Source organism: Chitinophagales bacterium (genome assembly GCA_041392475.1).
Classification (GTDB): Bacteria; Bacteroidota; Bacteroidia; order Chitinophagales; family UBA2359; genus JAUHXA01.
Genome location: JAWKLZ010000003.1, coordinates 1,171,347 through 1,191,083 on the forward strand (window position 1 = coordinate 1,171,347; position 19,737 = coordinate 1,191,083).

The 19,737-nt window shown below is 38.9% G+C and carries 18 protein-coding genes and 1 pseudogene; 14 read left to right on the forward strand and 5 right to left on the reverse strand.

Annotated features, from left to right (window positions below):
• Positions 1 to 57 precede the first annotated feature (57 nt).
• From R3E32_27415 to R3E32_27440, 6 genes are all read left to right on the forward strand, one after another.
• Positions 58 to 1,314, forward strand: a complete 1,257-nt coding sequence (locus R3E32_27415) for a transposase (GenBank protein ID MEZ4888487.1) — start codon at positions 58 to 60, stop codon at positions 1,312 to 1,314.
• A 292-nt stretch (positions 1,315 to 1,606) separates the two neighbouring features.
• Positions 1,607 to 3,718 (forward strand): ATP-binding protein, encoded by a 2,112-nt coding sequence (locus tag R3E32_27420; protein MEZ4888488.1) that lies wholly within the window; start codon positions 1,607 to 1,609, stop codon positions 3,716 to 3,718.
• A gap of 3 nt (positions 3,719 to 3,721) precedes the next feature.
• Positions 3,722 to 4,837, forward strand: a complete 1,116-nt coding sequence (gene lpxB / locus R3E32_27425; protein ID MEZ4888489.1) for a lipid-A-disaccharide synthase — start codon at positions 3,722 to 3,724, stop codon at positions 4,835 to 4,837.
• A 463-nt stretch (positions 4,838 to 5,300) separates the two neighbouring features.
• Entirely contained in the window at positions 5,301 to 5,762 is a 462-nt protein-coding gene (tnpA, locus tag R3E32_27430; protein MEZ4888490.1) for an IS200/IS605 family transposase, read from the forward strand.
• A gap of 522 nt (positions 5,763 to 6,284) precedes the next feature.
• On the forward strand, positions 6,285 to 7,604 hold the full coding sequence (locus tag R3E32_27435) for a hypothetical protein (protein ID MEZ4888491.1): 1,320 nt from the start codon (positions 6,285 to 6,287) through the stop codon (positions 7,602 to 7,604).
• Between the two features lie 118 nt (positions 7,605 to 7,722).
• Positions 7,723 to 8,796: a DUF2855 family protein gene (locus R3E32_27440; GenBank protein MEZ4888492.1), complete on the forward strand. Its 1,074-nt coding sequence runs from the start codon at positions 7,723 to 7,725 to the stop codon at positions 8,794 to 8,796.
• Positions 8,797 to 8,799: 3 nt separating this feature from the next.
• Here the strand turns inward: R3E32_27440 and R3E32_27445 are convergent, their stop codons facing one another.
• A complete protein-coding gene (locus tag R3E32_27445; protein MEZ4888493.1) occupies positions 8,800 to 9,804 on the reverse strand; it encodes an ankyrin repeat domain-containing protein in 1,005 nt (334 codons plus the stop codon).
• A gap of 554 nt (positions 9,805 to 10,358) precedes the next feature.
• Here R3E32_27445 and cysQ point away from each other — a divergent pair.
• From cysQ to R3E32_27485, 8 genes and pseudogenes are all read left to right on the forward strand, one after another.
• Positions 10,359 to 11,132: a 3'(2'),5'-bisphosphate nucleotidase CysQ gene (gene cysQ, locus R3E32_27450; GenBank protein ID MEZ4888494.1), complete on the forward strand. Its 774-nt coding sequence runs from the start codon at positions 10,359 to 10,361 to the stop codon at positions 11,130 to 11,132.
• A gap of 34 nt (positions 11,133 to 11,166) precedes the next feature.
• Positions 11,167 to 11,496, forward strand: coding sequence for a hypothetical protein (locus R3E32_27455; protein MEZ4888495.1), 330 nt, complete (start codon positions 11,167 to 11,169; stop codon positions 11,494 to 11,496).
• Between the two features lie 82 nt (positions 11,497 to 11,578).
• Positions 11,579 to 12,157 carry a hypothetical protein gene (locus R3E32_27460; protein ID MEZ4888496.1) on the forward strand — a complete coding sequence of 193 codons (579 nt, stop codon included), beginning with the start codon at positions 11,579 to 11,581 and terminating at the stop codon, positions 12,155 to 12,157.
• 155 nt (positions 12,158 to 12,312) lie between these two features.
• Complete coding sequence (locus tag R3E32_27465; GenBank protein ID MEZ4888497.1) at positions 12,313 to 13,365, forward strand: Gfo/Idh/MocA family oxidoreductase; 1,053 nt, start codon at positions 12,313 to 12,315, stop codon at positions 13,363 to 13,365.
• A 22-nt stretch (positions 13,366 to 13,387) separates the two neighbouring features.
• Positions 13,388 to 14,593 (forward strand): glycoside hydrolase family 130 protein, encoded by a 1,206-nt coding sequence (locus tag R3E32_27470; protein MEZ4888498.1) that lies wholly within the window; start codon positions 13,388 to 13,390, stop codon positions 14,591 to 14,593.
• An 81-nt stretch (positions 14,594 to 14,674) separates the two neighbouring features.
• Complete coding sequence (locus R3E32_27475; GenBank protein MEZ4888499.1) at positions 14,675 to 15,841, forward strand: AAA family ATPase; 1,167 nt, start codon at positions 14,675 to 14,677, stop codon at positions 15,839 to 15,841.
• A gap of 108 nt (positions 15,842 to 15,949) precedes the next feature.
• Positions 15,950 to 16,249: pseudogene (locus R3E32_27480) on the forward strand (PD-(D/E)XK nuclease domain-containing protein).
• Between the two features lie 32 nt (positions 16,250 to 16,281).
• Positions 16,282 to 16,536, forward strand: coding sequence for a hypothetical protein (locus R3E32_27485; protein ID MEZ4888500.1), 255 nt, complete (start codon positions 16,282 to 16,284; stop codon positions 16,534 to 16,536).
• A gap of 14 nt (positions 16,537 to 16,550) precedes the next feature.
• Here R3E32_27485 and R3E32_27490 read toward each other — a convergent pair whose 3' ends face one another.
• The 4 genes from R3E32_27490 to R3E32_27505 form a co-directional block, all read right to left on the reverse strand.
• A complete protein-coding gene (locus tag R3E32_27490) occupies positions 16,551 to 17,168 on the reverse strand; it encodes a hypothetical protein (GenBank protein ID MEZ4888501.1) in 618 nt (205 codons plus the stop codon).
• 10 nt (positions 17,169 to 17,178) lie between these two features.
• Complete coding sequence (locus R3E32_27495) at positions 17,179 to 18,171, reverse strand: bestrophin family ion channel (protein MEZ4888502.1); 993 nt, start codon at positions 18,169 to 18,171, stop codon at positions 17,179 to 17,181.
• 80 nt (positions 18,172 to 18,251) lie between these two features.
• Entirely contained in the window at positions 18,252 to 18,863 is a 612-nt protein-coding gene (locus R3E32_27500; protein ID MEZ4888503.1) for an NAD(P)-binding domain-containing protein, read from the reverse strand.
• 38 nt (positions 18,864 to 18,901) lie between these two features.
• A complete protein-coding gene (locus R3E32_27505; protein ID MEZ4888504.1) occupies positions 18,902 to 19,666 on the reverse strand; it encodes a type 1 glutamine amidotransferase domain-containing protein in 765 nt (254 codons plus the stop codon).
• Positions 19,667 to 19,737: the final 71 nt, after the last annotated feature.

Genomic DNA, 19,737 nt, shown 5'->3' on the forward strand with positions numbered 1-19,737 from the left:
CTTGTGATTGGATGTATTTTTTAATAACATCTATTTTATGTAAATTTACACCATCTTATGCTAATCACCAAAACATACAAATACCGAATTTATCCTACCCAAAAACAAGAAAGTAGGATGACTAACCACATGAATATGAGTCGGTATGTTTGGAATTGGCATTTAGGCGGAATGATGAAGCAGTACAAGGATAGCAAAACCTTTCCTTCGATGATTGAACAACAAAACCTACTGCCTAAACTAAAGGAAGAAAAGCCGTGGTTTAAGAATGTTTATTCCATGGTGCTGCAAGACGCCAATAGAAGACTACACAAAGCACTCATTACATTTTTTAAATCCAAGAAAGAGGGAAACACCGATACAGGATTTCCTAAATACAAGAAAAAAGGACAGTGGAATAGCTTGAACTATACCGATTACGGCAGAAATATGCCAAGTTACTTTTCTACCATGAATCGCAAAATCGGTAAAGAAAAAGCGAATAACCATATCCCTGTTCCAAAAATAGGCTTTGTCAAAATAAAACGGCACCGAGAACTCCCCAAAGGAGCAGTCGTGAAAACCATGTCCATCATCAAGGATGGATGCAAGTGGTTTACCTGTTTCACCTTTCAGTTTGAAAAAGCTGTTAAAGAAGTGCCTAAACAGGACTTGCTAACACATTCAGTAGGAATAGACATGGGTTTGAATGATTTTGTTTATACCAGTGGCGGTTTATCAGAACCACTACCCAAGTTTTACCGAAAACGAGAAAAGCATTTGGCTAAGGTGCAGCGCAAGTTATCCAAGGCTAAGAAACGAAGCGCAAGATATTACAAACTACTTAAAGCGGTTCAGAAAGCGCATTACCGTGTCAAAATGCAACGGCAAGAGTTTCATCATCAAGTAGCGAATTGGTTGTTAAAACACTATGATTTGATAGCTATTGAAGATTTGGCTATTAAAAACATGATTCGCAAAGCCAAGCCTAAGCAAGACGAAGAAGGTAATTTTACTCGCAACGGCAGAAAAGCGAAATCGGGACTTAGTAAATCTATTGCAAATGCAGGTTGGTACTCCTTTCGTGTAATCTTGGAAAATAAGGCTAAGGAACTTGGAAAGGTAGTCGTAGCTATTGCGCCACAGTACACAAGTCAGAAGTGTAGTGGTTGTGGCGCAACAGTAAAGAAAGCCTTATCAGTTAGAACACATAGCTGCAATGAGTGTGGTTTTACTGCAAACCGTGACCACAATGCAGCCATAAACATATTGACTCTCGGACTGGAGAGTTTAGGGCTATATGCCTATGATGCCCCCACTATACCGTTAGGTTAGTGGCGGGAGCAGTCACCAGAGCGAAAGTTTGATAACTCAAAGTCCATCATTTATTGCGATAAATGACGGACTTTTTATTTTCTGGACTTTCTTCAGCTTTTACACTGTATTTTTTCATTGCCTTCCTTTAAAATCTTTATTTTTGATTTTTAATCCTTAATTTAATTTTGATAAAGCTTTTGGGAACTTTCTGTATCCATGTGTGATTAGATAAATAGGAGTGTGTGAATCAATTTAATGCGAAAACAAAGCACTAATCCGCTAAAACCTAATCACCAATATCCAAAAAACTATGTCCGAAAACCTGCTGCAAAACCTCCAACAATTCATGGCACCTCGATACAGCGAGGGATATGTGAAAGGCGTACACGACCAAGATGCTGCCAAAATTTTGGATGCCCTTCAAAATCTTCAATCCAAAATAGACCTCCTTCGATATGAACCCAATGCAAGAGCTTGTGCCGCTTTGTATTGGCAAGTGTATGAAAAAGAACAAGATAAAAAACTGTTGAACAGCCAATTGAAGGGAATGGGAATCATCATGCAGTTGTTTCCCAATGCGAAAGAACTGGGCGCATTGCAGCAAAAATTGAAGGCAGAAATCACCGCTTTTTTGGAGGAAACCCAACTTTTTGAACTCAAAATCGCTTCACAAGCCGCTGAATATTTGTTTCACGAACTCACCCGTGCCAACGATTTTATCATCAGTCAAGAAGCCGCAGACCTTTTGCGAGCCTTCAATGACCTACTCAAAAGCCAAGCTGCCGAACAAAAATATGTGGATTCACTCGCACAATTGAAGGGAGAAAACACTGCTCAGTATGAGTTGATTCGCAATTGGTTGTGGGCTTATGTGAATTCCAATGGTCATGCACATTATGGCGAATATGTCAATGAAACTGCCCGATTGTTGCTGTTGGACGATTACAAACCCGAAAAAGTAATCGCCGTTTCGACCAAACAAACGATTGAAGGATTGCAGGGAACGCACAAGGTTTTGGAGTCAGGAGGAAAATACCTGTTGGATTTCAACGCTTTCAGCCGAAAAATGCGTCAATACGAACAAGAAACTGTTCCTTTGTATGAGCAGTTTTTGCAACTCAAAAAACAACTCACCGAACAGTTCCGCAAAGACCTGCGATTGGAGGAATTTAAACCACGAGTCTTGAGCTCTTTTGTTCGCAACCAGTTGATAGACAAAGTGTATTTGCCTTTGATTGGCGACAATTTGGCAAAACAAATTGGTGTGGTGGGCGAAAACAAACGGACAGATTTGATGGGAATGTTGTTGTTGATTTCACCTCCAGGCTATGGCAAAACGACTTTGATGGAATACATCACAAGCCGTTTGGGTTTGATTTTCATGAAAATCAACGGACCTGCGATTGGGCATCAGGTCACTTCACTCGACCCACAAGAAGCTCCCAATGCAGCGGCTCGGCAAGAATTGAAGAAGTTGAATTTGTCTTTTGAAATGGGCGATAATGTGATGATTTATTTGGATGATATTCAACACTGCCATCCCGAATTTCTGCAAAAGTTTATTTCACTCTGCGATGGCCAGCGAAAAATTGAAGGAGTCTATAAAGGTCACTCCAAAACCTACGATTTGAGGGGTAAAAAAGTGTGTGTGGTGATGGCGGGCAATCCCTATACCGAAAGTGGCGAAAAATTTCAGATTCCAGATATGCTTGCCAACCGTGCAGATACCTACAATTTGGGCGACATCATTGGCGATTCTGCTGATTTATTCAAATTGAGTTATATCGAAAATTGCTTGACCTCCAATTTTATATTGAATCGTTTGGCGATCAAGAGCCATAAGGATGCTTTGGTGTTGATTCGTGCAGCAGAAACGGGCAGTCGAGAAAATTTGGATTTTGAAGCAAGTCATTCGCCCGAAGAAGTGAAGGAATACCTCAATGTGTTGGAGAAATTGTTGAAGGTGCGGGACATTGTTTTGAAGGTTAATTTGCAATACATTCACTCGGCAGCGCAAGAGGATCAATACAGAACAGAACCGCCTTTCAAATTGCAGGGTTCGTATCGAGACATGAACAAAATGGCGGAGAAAATCATGCCTGTGATGAACGAAAAGGAATTGCAGACCTTGATTTTGAGTCACTATGAGAGTGAATCCCAAACTTTGACGACTGGCGCAGAAGCGAATTTACTGAAGTTCAAGGCTATCAATGGTTTACTTTCGGATGTGGAGCAAAAACGCTGGGAGGAAATTATTCAAACCTTTCAGCGAAATACGCTTTTGGGCGGTGCGGGTAATGCCGATAGAATGGCGCAAATGGTGGGGCAGATGTCGGCAATTGCGAAAGGATTGGATGATTATTCTAAGGCGTTTGTGTATGGGATTGACGGGATTCGGAAGAGTTTGGAAGATAAAAATTGAATCATGAAATACTACATCATTGCAGGAGAAGCATCGGGTGATTTGCATGGCTCGAATTTGATGAAAGCTTTGCGACGAAAGGACGCAGAGGCAGATTTTAGGTGTTGGGGAGGAGACCTGATGGAAGCCTCGGGCGGTAATTTGGTGAAGCACTACCGAAACTTAGCCTTTATGGGTTTTGTGACGGTGTTGCTCAATCTACGCACGATTTTGGGCAACATTCGCTTCTGCAAAGAAGACATTTTGGCGTATCAACCCGATGTGCTGATTTTGATAGACTACCCCGGCTTCAATTTGCGGATTGCAGAATTTGCCCACAAGGCGAGCATCCCGATTGTGTATTACATTTCGCCGCAAGTGTGGGCGTGGCACAGTTCGAGAGTGCCTAAGATGATGGAAGTCATTGACAAAATGATGGTGATTCTGCCATTTGAAAAGGATTATTTTGCAGAAAAATGGAATTGGGAAGTTGATTTTGTGGGACATCCGCTATTAGATGTCGTTGCACAAAAACAAGCTGCCTTCAATGATTTACAGCCTACCGATTTGGGTTTGACGAGCAATAAACCCATTATTGCGCTACTGCCAGGCAGTCGTCAACAAGAAATCAGCATTGTATTGCCACAGATGTTGTCGGTGATTGACCGATTCCCTCAATACCAGTTTGTTATTGCAGGGGCACCTTCTTTGGGTCATAGTTTTTACGAGACTTTTACGTGGGGAAAAAATGTGCAAGTGGTGAGTAATCAGACCTATTTATTGTTGCATTTGGCAGAAGCGGCTTTGGTGACTTCGGGAACGGCTACGCTCGAAACAGCCTTGTTTGGCGTGCCACAAGTCGTTTGTTACAAAGGTAATTGGATTTCGTATTGGATTGCCAAACGTTTGGTGGATGTGCCGTTCATTTCGTTGGTCAATTTGGTGAGCGAAAAGGAGGTGGTGAAGGAGTTGATTCAAGGGGATTTGAATCCCAAAAACCTGCAAACAGAACTGCAAAAAATATTGCCCAATGGTAGTCGTTATCTAAGCATCAAAAAAGAATATGAACAATTGTATGAGAAATTGGGTAGGGAAGGGGCTTCGGATGAGGCGGCGAGGTTGGTATTGGAGGTGGTTTAAATGATATTGTGTCGAGGCTATGCCCCTAAGAGAATTTATGGCATTTATTTTCTACAAATAGGGTCAGAGCTAACGCTCTTGTTAAGTAATAACTTTACATTTTTAATTTTGTATTCAACAGTTATTATGAAATTTGATATTATTTATTTTTTAAACAATGAAAAATATTTGTAAAAATAAATTAATGTATTTTTCACATAAATGGCTTAGTACCGTGCACCGTAAGTTTCTTTAGATTTCAGCAGCATCGCTGCGACACTATCTGTAGAAATGATGATGGATAGATTTTCAGGAGGGGCGTAGCCTCGACACCATAAAACCCCGTTCTTTATAGGTGTCGAAGCTACGCTCCTAGGTTTCTATGCTTACCGATTTTCCTACAAATAGTGCCAGGGCTACGCCCTTGTAATTGTCAAATAACTTTCGTTAAAGTGTACTTAGCCTCAACACCAAAATCCAAGCAATGGCAAATACTTATACCCAACTGTATGTTCATTTTGTTTTTGCAGTGAAAGCAAGACAACATCTAATTCCCAAAACCCACAAAGACCAAGTCTATAAATACATGACAGGTGCTATCCAAAATAGAAAACATAAACTTATTGCAATCAATGGAATGCCTGACCATGTGCATGTTTTTGTTGGCTTACACCCTAATCAGAGTATTTCGGATTTAGCGGAAGAAACCAAAACGGCAGCAACAAAGTTTATCAAGAAACAGCCTTGGATGAAATTTGATTTTGCTTGGCAAAAAGGATTTGGAGCATTTTCTTATTCTCGTTCTCAACTTGATGTAGTGGTAAAATATATTCAAAACCAAGAGGTTCACCACCAAACTACAACATTTAGAGAAGAATATTTAGCGTTTTTGGAGAAATTTGAAGTAGATTATGATGAGCGTTATGTTTTTGAATTTTTTGATTAATTTAGAAGATTTGGGTGTCGAGGCTACGCCCCTAAGAGAGAGAATGACAGTTGTTTTTACAAATAGTGTCAGAGCTAACGCTCTTGTAAGATTCGCTATTTTGAAGAAAAGGGGTTTTGTTATTCTCGTTCTCAACTTGATGTAGTAGTAAAATATATTCAAGATTTGAGTGTCGAGGCTACGCCCCTAAGAGAAAGAATGACAGTTGTTTTTACAAATAGTGTCAGAGCTAACGCTCTTGTAAGATTCGCTATTTTGAAGAAAAGGGGTTTTGTTATTCTCGTTCTCAACTTGATGTAGTGGTAAAATATATTCAAGATTTGGGTGTCGAGGCTACGCCCCTAAGAGAGAGAATGACAGTTGTTTTTTACAAATAGTGTCAGAGCTAACGCTCTTTTAAGATTCGCTATTTTGAAGAAAAGGGCGTTAGCCCTGATACCATTTGTAGAAGGAAGATTATCACATATAGTTAGGGGCGTAGCCTCGGCACTAAAAAATACGAATACTTTTTATCTGAATAATATGACAAACAGCACAAAACAACAATATTTCGAGGCGGTAAAGAAACTGCCTTATCAAAACAATCATGTTTATTCATCAGAAGAATTGGAGCAAATCGCTGCCAATTTGGGCATGAGCAAAGAAGCGTGGAATGGACTTCAGAAAGAATTGCAGGACTCGGTGATGCGTGGAAAGGGCTTTATGAAATACGAAAATTGGGATGATGCCATTGAAGAACTGAAACATGCCGAACAAATCAACCCTTTTCACTTGGGGGTTTTGATGGAATTGTCGGAATCTTACCATCAACTTTGGTTGAAAAATTCTTCTCCCATTGATGAAGAATTGGCAGAGCAATATGCCAAGCGTTGCCTCCAAATTCAGCCCAATCACGAGCGTTCACTGCAATTGATTTCGAGCCTAAAAAAACCTGCTGCTGCAATGGCTGGTGCCCAAACGAACAACCCAAATTGGTGGAAAAAGTGGTTGGCATTGGTTGTTGTATTGCTATTTGTTGGCAATATGTTGGTATATAATCTAAGCCAAAAAGAAGAATCTACTTCAAAAACACCTACTACAGCTCCTACTGAAAAGACGATTGAAAATGATGCGATTGACTATGGAAATTTGCAGGTTGATATTCGCTACGACAACAAAAACAAGGGATTGAAGTGGATGATTGACGATAGTTATTTGCAGAATTTTGAAAATTCGTTTGGTTATAACCTTAAAATGAATGTTTTACCACAAGGTATAGAACTCACTCGTTTGAGGATAAGGGTAGCACTGTTTGACGAAAAACGGCAGGAGATTTATTCACAGGAGAAACAAGTGGTATCCAACGAAGCTTATTTGCACGATGATTTTATTCCTGTGGTGATGACCCTCTACAATGAGGTGACACCAGTTCCCAAAATCACCTCTGCTGAAGTGTCGGTAGTAGATATGAAAATGGAAATCCTCTCCAATATGCGCCCTCCGTCCACTAAAAAACCATTTGCGTGGGGACTGAACAAACCTGAAAATATGGATGTTGAAATCAGGGAACGCCAATCTAAATTGAGTGCAAGTATCAACAAAAAAAGCTCGTACCACAAAATCATCTTGGAAGTGACGAATAGAGGAAAATACCCTATCAAACAACTAAAAATCGGCGTTTCGTGGGTCAATTTTGAGCCGAGAATGGTACAAGCAGAGGAGGTTTTGTTGGTCAGCCCTTCTTCAACGACTACCCTCAAACCCGGGCAACGCTTCATCTTAGACCGCACGTTTGAAGTGAAGGGTTATACACCTGAAATGTTGAAATCCTTTGGAATTTCGGTGACAGAATTGGAATACTAAATGCAGGAATTAAAATGAAGAACCAAAAATACAAATATAGTAAAGCCTCAACACTTCAAAACATTAACACCTCAACACCTCAAAACATTAACACATTAACACACCAAAACAAATAAATATGTCTCATTTACTGATTCACAAAACACAACTCAACAAAACACAGCAAACGACCGACTCTAAACCTGAATTGGAGGAAGGAGAAATTTTGTTCAAAATTGACAGATACGCCTTGACTACCAACAACATCACATACGCTGTTTGTGGCTTCAATTTGAAATATTGGGATTTTTTCCCTTCAAAAATCGAAGGTTGGGGCATCATCCCTGTTTGGGGTTTTGCGGAGGTGGTGGAGTCTCGACACGCTGCAATTGAAGTAGGAGAGAGGTGTTATGGGTATTTTCCGATGGCAGACTATTTGAAAGTGACAGCAGGAAAAATCAGTGAATATGGTTTTTCGGATGTGGTAGCGCACCGTAGGGCTTTGTCACCAATTTACAACTACTACACCCGTTTAGCAGCCGACCCAAGCTTTGACGAAGTGCTAGCGGATTATCTACCGATTATCAAACCACTTTTTGCAACGTCTTTTTTGATTTACCATTTTTTGAAGGAAAGTCAATTTTTTGAAGCCGAGCAGGTTATCTTGACGAGTGCTTCCTCCAAAACAGCATTGGCTTTGGCGTATATGTTGAAGCAAGAACAAGCAGCTGATGGTAAAAAAATCATCGGTTTGACCTCTGCTCGAAATGTGGATTTTGTGGCTTCAACAGGTTACTATGATTTGGTGATGACCTATGATGATTATGCCGAAAAATTGACGATTACACCATCTGCAATTGTGGACTTTGCAGGAAATGCAACTTTATTACAAGACTGCAATGGGGTCTTAGGGGATGATTTGAAGAACATTGTTTTGGTGGGTTTGACGGATTGGCAGTCGGATAAGTCCTTCAAAGAAGTTCCGAAATCCGCCTTTTTCTTTGCGCCCACGCACATTCAACAGAAATATCAAGAATGGGGGGCTGAGAAAACGAATTCTCTACTCAATTCGGCTTTGATGGGTTTTGTGAAAGATGTCAAAAATATGATAGAGCTTGAGTATGTCACAGATAAAGATACCTTGACCCAACTGTATTTGGAAATGCTGGGAGGTAAGGTGAATCCCAAGAAAGGATATATCGTGAAAATATAAGCATTATTCGCTTCTGTTTTTTACCCACTCCAAAAATGCCTTGAAATCATCAGGCAGTGCTTCACCTTTTTCGGCATAATCCGCTTGATGATATTCGAGCCATTGCCCAAAAGTCTTGGCATACTCTGAGGAGGGCTGAAAATCAGGGTTTGCCCCTTTTTCGAGGAGTAGTTTACAAACACCCCATTGCTGCTCTTCGGCTGCCATCATGAGTAAACTCAAAGTACCGCTCCATCCCACATTGCTAAATTCAATGTTCGGATCCGCACCATTTTCTAAAAACAAAGCTACTTTTTCCTCCAATTGTGGCACGTTTTGTCGAATGAATTTACACAAAATAGGCACTCCAGTATTGTCTTTAGTATTGGGATTGGCACCATATTGAAGAAGCAAACCTAAAAGTTGTGTGCTATTAAAATCACTCGCATAGACCAATGGAGGGTCATAATAATGGTGGTGAATGTTTGGATCTGCACCATTTTTCAACAATATTTCAACCATTTCCAACATCCTATTACCCTCTAAGAGCTTACCGTCTATCAATTCCGTGCCATATCTGCCCTGAACCGCCAAATGCAACAAGGTAGTTTGGTTTTTGCTGATTTGATTGATATCAGACTGTATTTGTGGTGCAAGTTCCTCGACGGTTTCTACATAGCCTTTTTGGATGGCTACTGCCATATCTTGCATGGGTTTAGCATCGAAATAAATTGAGCCTTTGTTTTTTTGGATACGGTACGATAACTCGTGCCGCAAATTTGACAATAGGCTGATTAAAGGAACCAATGCGATGAAGAAACTGATGATTTTTGTCAATCTAAATGGCAAAAAATTGAAGATTATCAACACGATAAGTGCAACAACTCCCACTATAATAAAGCCTCCTGACATCCCCCGCCCCGCAGCATCCATTTTGCTACTGGTTCGGGCAAAATCAATAATGACAAAAAGGGCAAACAGACTATACAAAACAATGAGTCCCCAAGTGATTTGAGAAAGTGTTTTCATAAGCGTAGCTGATTTATTTGTGGTTCTGTGACAATTTTTGTGGAAGCAATAAAGACTTCGGAAGTTTCATTTTATAAGAGGTTAATTTTTAGCGAAATAGTTTTTTGATTTTGTGAGCGGCAAACTTCCGAAGTCTCAAATCACAGATTTTGTCAAAGAACCTTATTTGTTTTACTAAGTTAACAAAATTGTACCATTAAACAGCAAGTTTATTGTCATTTTAATATTCCCTTCTTTACATTTGTAGCGAATTAGAAGCAGATTGCTCAAAAATTAATCTCATCGAAGATTTTAGTGGAATGAGACTTTGGACGAAGGAGCAAAGATGCAAGAAGTAAGAACTTAATTGATTGATAGTCAATTGTTTGTGTTTAATTGCATTAATGAGTTAAGATTTTGATTATCAATTTTTTATATCTCGCATCTTGCTTCCTACTTCTTTCGTCCAAAGTCTAAAAGGTATGGAATATTTGAAAATCAGCATTCACTTAAAAGAAAACTTCAAAATTCTTTAGTTGACCCACTAAAAGTATCCATGAGTCAAAATTAAAACCATGTTAAAAAGCATAGACATACAAATACTTACCGAGATTGCAGAAACTGCTGGCGATGCAATTATGGAAATTTACCAACAAGATTTTGAAGTAGAAACAAAAGCCGACAAATCACCACTCACTTCAGCAGACAAAGCCTCAAATCAGGTAATCGTTGAAGGACTGCAAAAGCATTTTCCCGATATCCCGATTATTTCTGAAGAAACCAAATTGTTGAGCTATGATGAGCGAAAGAGTTGGGAATACTGTTGGGTGGTAGATCCATTGGATGGCACAAAAGAGTTCATCAAAAAAAATGGGGAATTTACCGTCAATATTGCCTTGGTACACAATGGGGAAAGTGTATTGGGCGTGATTTATATTCCTGTCAAAAAACAGATGTACTACGCCAAAAAGGGTATGGGGGCTTTTAAAGTAGAGGATGGTGAAACAACCCAAATTCACACCACTGCAATCGAGCCCAACAAACCCGTCAAAGTGTTTATCAGCCGTTCGCACCTCAATGAAGACACCCAAAACTATGTCGATGAATTGAAGAAAAAATATACGCAGATAGAAATGGTGTCGGCGGGTAGTTCGTTGAAATTCACCTTGATAGCCGAAGGAGAAGCCCATATTTATCCTCGCTTTGCACCTACAATGGAATGGGACACAGCAGCAGGTCACATCATTGCAGAAGCGGCAGGGGCGACTGTCACCAAACAACCAGAGGGCGTTCCATTGCGTTATAATCGTGAAAACTTGTTGAATCCGTACTTTTTGGTCACCTGTTAAAAATTAAGGCCTGCTTGTAGATGTTAAGTCACAGTTGAATGTACAATTAGCAGTACTTAAATTTATTGACGATGGTATTCATTTTTTCTTTGTTCCTGCTTTAGATATAGTGGGTTATGGTCAAAGTGAAAGTGAAGCAGAAACTTCCTTTGGCTTAAGTTTAGAAGAATTTATAGAATATACTCTTCAAAAAAATACCTATCAAAGCGAACTTCAAGAATTAGGCTGGTCATTTTCTGATCAGCAACTAAATCCTCCTACTTTGGATTATTTAATTGCTGTTCGTGAAGATGTTAAAGAAATTGTCCAAAACAAGGAATTTAACAAAATCCATCACACTGTTTTTTTGCCTTCTATCAACTAAAAAGTAAGTTATGATAATTAATGTTAATCAATTCATTTACAGTAATTTTCAAATTCCTAAATTCACCTTAGAATCAAATAGAATGGTTAGACTCTGGGTGCAGATTCTCCCACAGTTTAAAGACGAGAAAGGAACGTATTTTGATATGAGAGAATTCCAGAAAAGCCTTGTTGGATTAGAACCGAATTCAAATATTGAGATTTATGAGGAGTTGAGAGTAAGTCCGTATCGAATTGACAATAAATGGTGGCAGGTTTTTAAGAAACGAACGGTACATGAATATCTTAAACAAAACTTCAATCTTGATGATGATTCAATATCAGAAAAATTAAACTTTTTTAAAATCAAACCAGAATATAAAATAAACAGGTTAGGTTCTGGCCACCAAAAAGCCTTTTCTATTATTTGCGAATTCCAGAAATCCAAAAATGTTATCTTTGACTATTATGGGTTATCACCTCAATCTGAAATAGAATTAACGAGTTATGTTCTGACTGAACTATATAAAGGAAAATCAGCAATTTGTTTTGATAACTTGCAATTTAAAGATGGTTCGACTGATTCAAAAAACATAATAAATTTCAATATTTATAGGAAAGATAAGATTGGGGTGGACTACTATGAAGAAAAGAATGATTTTAAACTAAAAAGACGACTTTGAGCTAAGTCGAACCTTAGAAGAAAAGACTATCGGCAACACCGCCTATGACGTTTAGTGTTCCTAACGGTCCACCGCCGCATATACAATCGATATTTAAAAATCACCACCCCCAATTTTTTGTCAATAATAGATAACCTATAAAGGCTCTTTTGCAAATGGTAACCTCTTCAATATCTAATATCCAATATCCTCCCTCCCGCTTCGCCATCATCGGCTTCGGCAATATCGGCACTCGCCATGCCAAACACATTGTCAATCACCCCGATGCAGAATTGGTAGCTGTATGTGACATAGACGAATCCAAGCTGCAACACGAACTCATTGAAGCAAATAAAGACATCCTACTTTGTAGTGATTACCGTCTATTGTTGCAGCAAACGAATATTGATGTAGTAAATGTTTGCACTCCAAATTACCTGCACCATCCCATGACGATTGAAGCATTGAAGGCGGGAAAACACGTAGTCTGTGAAAAACCAATGGCTATGTCTTCGCTGCAATGCCGAGAAATGATTGAAGCTGCCGAACAAAATGACCGTCAATTGTTTGTCGTGAAGCAAAACCGCTACAATCCGCCTGTCAAAGCGGTGAAAGAACTCATTGAAGCGGGGCAGTTGGGACAGGTTTTTCAGGTATCTATCAACTGTTTTTGGAATCGAAATGCCAATTATTATCTGAATTCTACTTGGCGAGGCAAGAAGGATTTGGACGGCGGCTGTTTGTTTACACAATGCAGTCATTTTGTGGATATTCTGTACTATTTGGTGGGTGATGTGGAAGCAGTCAGTGGGATAGTCCACAACTTCAATCATCAAGATTTAGCCGAATTTGAAGATGCAGGGACGTTTTTATTGAAGGGAAAAAATGGGGCTTTGATTAACTTCAATTTCAGCAATTGCAGTTACGAGCAGAACATGGAAGGTTCGATTACTATTTTAGCCGAAAAAGGAACGGTCAAAATCGGTGGTCAATATTTGAATACAATTGATTATCAAAATATTGAAGGCTTCAAAATTCCAGATTTACCACAAGGAAATGGTGCAAATGACTATGTGGGAGGTTACAAAGGTTCGATGTCCAACCACGATAAAGTAATTGAAAATGTGGTAGATACGCTGCAAGGTCGGGCAGAAATCGCCACGAATGGAGAGAATGGCAGAAAGGTGGTGGAAATTATTGAAGCGATGTATGAGAGTTGTCATGCTTAAAAGCCTGTAAATTATTCCTATCTTGGAAGATGCAACAAAACAAATGCCTTCCAATATGACTCTTCAAAAAACGCTTTTGCTCCTACTTTTGTCGGCCTCCCTTACCTTTTGGGCTTGTAAATCAGAAGTGAATCCAAATGTTTCTTCTACCAAGCAAACAACCGAAAAAAATTGGGCTTTAACCAACTTTGTGAAAGTTGATAGCCTCAATCCAATTCTCAAACCTTCGACCAATCTGATCTTTCAATGTCCCATCGCCCAACGCACCATGAAATGGGAAGAACGCAATGTCTTGAATCCTTCGGCAGTGGTCAAAGACGGCAAAGTATATCTTTTTTATAGAGCGCAAGATTTGAAGGGAACTTCTCGTATTGGCTTAGCAATCAGTTTGGATGGCTTGCATTTTGAGAAAAATCCTATGCCTGTTTTTTATCCCGACAACGATTCTATGCAAGTCTATGAATGGAACTATCGAAAATTGGAAGGTGATAGGGCAGCAAACAAAGAAGATTGTGTGTCCTGTTATTTTGACGGTGCGGAAGACCCTCGAATCGTTGAAAATGAAGCGGGAACGTACATCATGACCTACACCGCCTATGATGGCAAAACGGCTCGTTTGAGTTTGGCTTCTTCTAAGGACTTAATGAACTGGACGAAACACGGTTTGGTCTTGAACTCCGAAAAAGACAGAGATGCTTGGTCTAAATCGGGAGCGATTGTTTCCAAATTGGTGGGAAATAAAGTGGTAGCGACCAAAATTGACGGCAAATATTGGATGTATTTCGGAGATACTCATTTGTTTATGGCAACTTCTAAGGATTTGATTCACTGGACGGTGGCAGAAAATGAGGAGAGTAAAAAACGGATTGAAGTGCTGCATCCTCGAATGGGCTATTTCGACAGCCGCTTGGTAGAACCTGGTCCCTATGCTTTGCTGCAAAAAGAGGGTATTTTGTTGATTTACAACGGCAGCAATGCCGCCAACTTCAATGACCCCGAACTACCCAAATTTACATACAGCGCAGGTCAGGCATTGTTCGACAAAAATCAACCTTACAAATTGATAGACAGAACGGACACTTATTTCATTCATCCCGACAAGGATTACGAGAAAGTGGGTGAAGTCAATGAGGTGTGTTTTGTGGAAGGATTGGTCTATTTCAAAGACAAGTGGTTTTTGTACTATGGAACGGCAGATTCTAAGATTGCGGTAGCAGTGAAAGAGTAAAATTTAAGGAAAAGTGAATCGAATGTAAGAGATAGAAGAAAGACCTTTTTAGTATCTTTGTTGAGTACCAAAATCAAGCGTATGAAACCATTACCTCTAAATATCCAGACTTTTAAAAGTATTATTGACAAAAAAATACTCTATGTAGATAAAACCGAAGAGATTTGTAAATTGCTCGAATCTCCTATTGCATACTATTTTCTTTCTCGTCCTCGAAGGTTTGGCAAATCGTTATTGGTAAGTACTTTACAAGAAATATTTGAAGGGAATAAAGCACTTTTTAAAGGCTTGTATATCTATGACAAAATAAATTGGAAGAAACACCCTGTTATACGGATTGATTTTAGCAAACTCACCTATAAGAATGGTGAGAAATTGGAACAAGCGATTATTTCTCTGTTCAACGCGACTGCGAAAGAGCATGAGATAGCATTGGAGAAACCACAAATGAAAGAAAGCTGGGCAGAGTTGGTGGAGAAAATATATGAGAAAACTCAAGCTGAAGTGGTGCTACTGATTGATGAATACGATGCGCCAATTAACAGTTTTATTGATGAACCCCAAACATTGAAGGGCGTTCAAGATGTCATTCGAGAATTTTACAAAACGACTAAAGCATTGGATGGGTATTGGCGTTTTGTGTTTGTAACAGGAATTACCAAATACGCCAAATTATCCTTGTTTTCAGCTATCAACAATATTACCGATATTAGCATACATCCAAGATATCATGCTATTCTTGGAATTGGCATTGAAGACTTGGAAAAGTATTTTCATGATTATTTGCTCGTATTGGAAGAAAAGTTTCAAATGGATAGAACAACCTTATTGGCACACATTCGGTGGTGGTACAATGGTTATTCTTGGAATGGGCGAGACAAATTTTTCAATCCGTATTCATTGTTGCATTTTTTTGACAGAAAGGAATTTACAAATTATTGGTTTTCAACAGGCACTCCTACTTTGTTGGTTCAACAAATCAAAAAAAACAACCAATCTATTGCTAATTATGAAAAAATAGAAGTTACACATACGACTTTTGAAAGCTTTGAAGTAGAAGATATGCCTTTGGATGCACTTCTTTGGCAGACAGGTTATTTGACCATCACTAAAGCAGATGCTACTATATATGGAGTAAATTACACCTTGTCTTTTCCGAACAATGAAGTGCGGATTTCTTTTGTCAAACACATTTTGTCAACTTACACCAACTACAATCTGAGTCAAGTTGAAACCGATGTAAAATGATTGAAGCAGCATCTATTTGAAGAAAACTTCAAAGATTTCATTCAACTTTTGCAGCGATTTATTGGAGGAATCCCTTCAAAACTTCACATCTAACATGAGTATTATTACCATTCGCTTTTCTACATGATTCTCACCTTAGTAGGTGTCAAACTTCGCTTAGAAGAACGCTACTGCAAGGGAGACATTGATGGGGTTTTGGAGTTCAAAAACAAGGTATATATAATTGAATTTAAGTACAGCAAAGATGGTCGCCGAACCATGAAAGGATTGACGAATGATGCGCTTCACCAAATCAAAACCAAAGATTATGCCCGTCCTTTCATTGGGGAAAATCCTCAGCGCAAGATTTTGCTTTTGGGAATTGGGGTATTGAACAAGGAAGTAGGTTTTGAAGTAGAGATACTATAAAAATCCATTTATAAAAAAAATATTTTTTTAACATGATTCCAGAATACACCCCCATCAATTGTAGCTTCTACGATTATTTTGAAGCCTTTGCAGTCAAAAAACAAGTCGTTACCATCGTTTACTTCAATGAAAACGGTGATACCGAAACGGTTGAATCTCGTATCAAAGACCTTTTCAGTCGCAACAAAGTAGAGTATGTCCTGCTCGAGAATGACTTGGAAATTCGATTGGATTATGTGAAGGAATTGGAAGGGATGAAAAATGGGGGGTATTGTAAAAATGTTTAAGAATGGAAAATCTATTACGGCCTATCTATCTTAAAACCATACACAACCCAATCAATGTCTTCGTTTTCACGCTGAAAAGCGAACATACAATAATATCCTAGAGGACTATTGGGGAATTTATATTTTGCATAAGCCACTGCAAAATTACCATTGGATAAAACATCAGAAAAGGCGATACGCATAGGAGAGTAAGTGATGGTGTCTGTGCCAAATACTTCGAAGTCGTAATCTGTTTCTTCAAAGCCTTGCGTCCAATAATCAGTAAATTCGTATTTGACTTTATTCTTGAAACTACAATCTCTTGGAGTTTCAATTTTCATTTTTTGAAACTTACCTTGAGGTATGGTATCAAAGTACTTTGCACAGTAATTTTCTACATCAGATTCTCGAAAATCCCAGATATCATTGTTGATGAAAAACTTATAGTAAACCGTATCTTCTACCACAGGAAAGGAAAAATAGGTATCCCAATTTGTTCCATCAAGTCGAAAATCTTCTGGAGCATCGTAGTACTCATATCTTTGTTCTTTTAGTTCCTCCAATATGAGTTCATATATCTCACAATAACCCGATTCTACTTGTGCGAAAGTCCAATTTACTACAAATAGAAGAATGATTATTAGGAATTTCATTTTCAGTAATTTACAATAAAAACCCATTCTCCGCCTTCACACCTTCAGGAATATTCTCATCATTGATCATCTGCCGCATATCAATCTCAATGCCACGAGCAATCGCCGTAATCGGCACATCATTGTAGGATCCTTCAAAAGGATTTTCGGAATAATCACCAATCATTTCCATCAAGAAAAACACCCATATTGCCAAAGCTGAAAAAACAGGGGATAACCAAAATAGTAAAGGGGCCTTATCCTCAAAAATGCCCAACATACCCAAAGGAAACAAAATGCTGAAAACTATCGTCACCCAAAGCGCAGTAGAAGCATATTGGCGAGGAAATGGAAAGTTTTTGATGCGCTCGGACTTGCCTTGGTCTTCATAAAAAGATACTATCAAATCGTGAAAGGCGATGTGTCGGAAATCTTCAAAATAATTCAAATCTCTCAACTCCTGCAATCGTTTGGATTGAGTCGCCAAAATTTGAGTCGCAATGTTTGCCTTCGATTTATAGCCTTCAAATTCTGCTTCTGAGATAAAGTTCATTACCTCATCATCCAATTTTTCGTAATATTCCTCAGAAATATTAGGTGTATACAAACCATTTACCCGTTCTTCGGTATGTTCCCACTCTTTGCTCAAACGCAACTGATAACGCAAAGCAGTCATCCAAGCTATATGTCTATAAATCAGTTCTTTCTTGACAGTATCCGCCTGTTCGCCTTGGACAAAAGCAACTATTGCAGCCCCAAAAGAACGACTATTGTTCACAATACTTCCCCAAATTTTTCGAGCTTCCCAAGTCCTATCATAAGAGCTATTGTTTTTAAAGCCCAAATAGAAAGCAACTGCTATACCGATGATACTAATAGGTTGCCAAGGCAGCGATAGTTCAATATGATCGTGCAGAAAAACATGCAATAAATTGATAGTGAAGGCGTAAATTAGTGCATAAAAAAACGGTTTCTTTGACCAATTGAAGGTCATCCAAAATCCGTAGTGCCGTTTAGTGTACATATACTTTGCCGTTTTTAGGTGATTCCAAGCCTTTTATCGCCTCTAAATTAAAACAAAATGTCAGAATACTAAAAACAAATTCAACGCACCAATACTTTGAAGCCAATATTGCGGCCAACCCCTTGAAAAATGGCTAAGTTTATCCACGACAAAGCTAATTTCTCCAATAATTCTACTCTATCCGATTTTCCAAAATCATAACAATTGGCAAAACCTATATCCTTAGCAAGTTGTTTTGCAGTGTTTTTAGCTCGGTTGCTGTTTCCAGCCATGAACATATCCAGTTGAAAGTCACCATATTTTGGGTCTTGCATATTTTCAAACCCTGTGGTATTGAAGCACTTGACAACTTCCGCTTTGGTCAAATCCTCAAAAGCATGGAAAGCAGTGGGGTAAGGAGTAGGATTTTTTTGAACAACATTAGTCGCATCAATTATTATTTTTTCTGCAACATCTCCAAATTCATCTGCTAAATCAAGTGCAATATGCGGCGGAGTTGCGACCAAAATTACTTCTGCCAATGCAACTGCTTCCGAAACAGTATGCACCGATGTATGGTCATTCTCCAACAAGTCTTTGCCTTTGAAATCGTTGGTATTCTGAACTCCTAAGTGAATTTCATGTCCAGCTTTTGACCATTGAGTCGCCAATGCTCCTCCAACATTTCCAGTTCCTATGATTGCGATTTTCATAGATAAATTTTTAAGTGAAAGTGAATGAAATACTTATTTTAAACCGATAACATTTCTACAACCAATTCAGCCGCAGCAGCACCTGAATTTTGCTGTTGTCCTGTGATTAAGTTTCCATCTGCAATGGCATAGGCGGAAAAAGGAGCAGCTACTTTGAAAGTCGTTCCTGCTATTTTTTTAGCTTCAGTTTCGATGCGGTAAGGTTGAATTTTCATTCCCACGGCTTGATCTGCAAACTCTTCTTCACTATCTGCAAAACCTGTCCAAGTTTTACCTGTCACCAAAAGTTCTCCATCCGTTTTTTTAGCCTCCAATAGCAAAGTTGTTGAATGACAAACCGCAGCGCTGGGTTTTGCCGATTCATAAAAAGCTACAAACAACTTTTCCAAGCTTTTGTTTCCCCTAAAAGTGTACATTGGCCCTTGACCCCCTACTAAAAAAATGGCATCAAAATCACCAATTTTCACTTCCTCCAGTTTCTGGGTATTTTCGAGCATTTGAAGGAAACTCTCTTGCTGCAAATAGCCCAAAGAAACCACATCGTGAGCAGAATAGCCACTTGCATCTATTGGATTGGAATAAACATCCATTTCAATTTTCCCACCTTCAGTAGAAGCCAAAGTTACTTCAAAACCAGCTTCTTGGAATACCCTTAATGGATGGGTCAATTCAGCAGCCCAAAATCCAATCGGCCAACCTGTTTGTTTAGAAACCGTTGGACTACTCGCTACCATCAATATTTTTCCTTTTGAAGGTGCGCCGTGAAAATGTACGTATTGTTGAACTTCTTTTATTTGAGACATATTTATAAAAAATTAAGGGTTTGATATTTTAACTTTGGACAAAGTAGGAAAGATGCAAGAATTAAGAATTT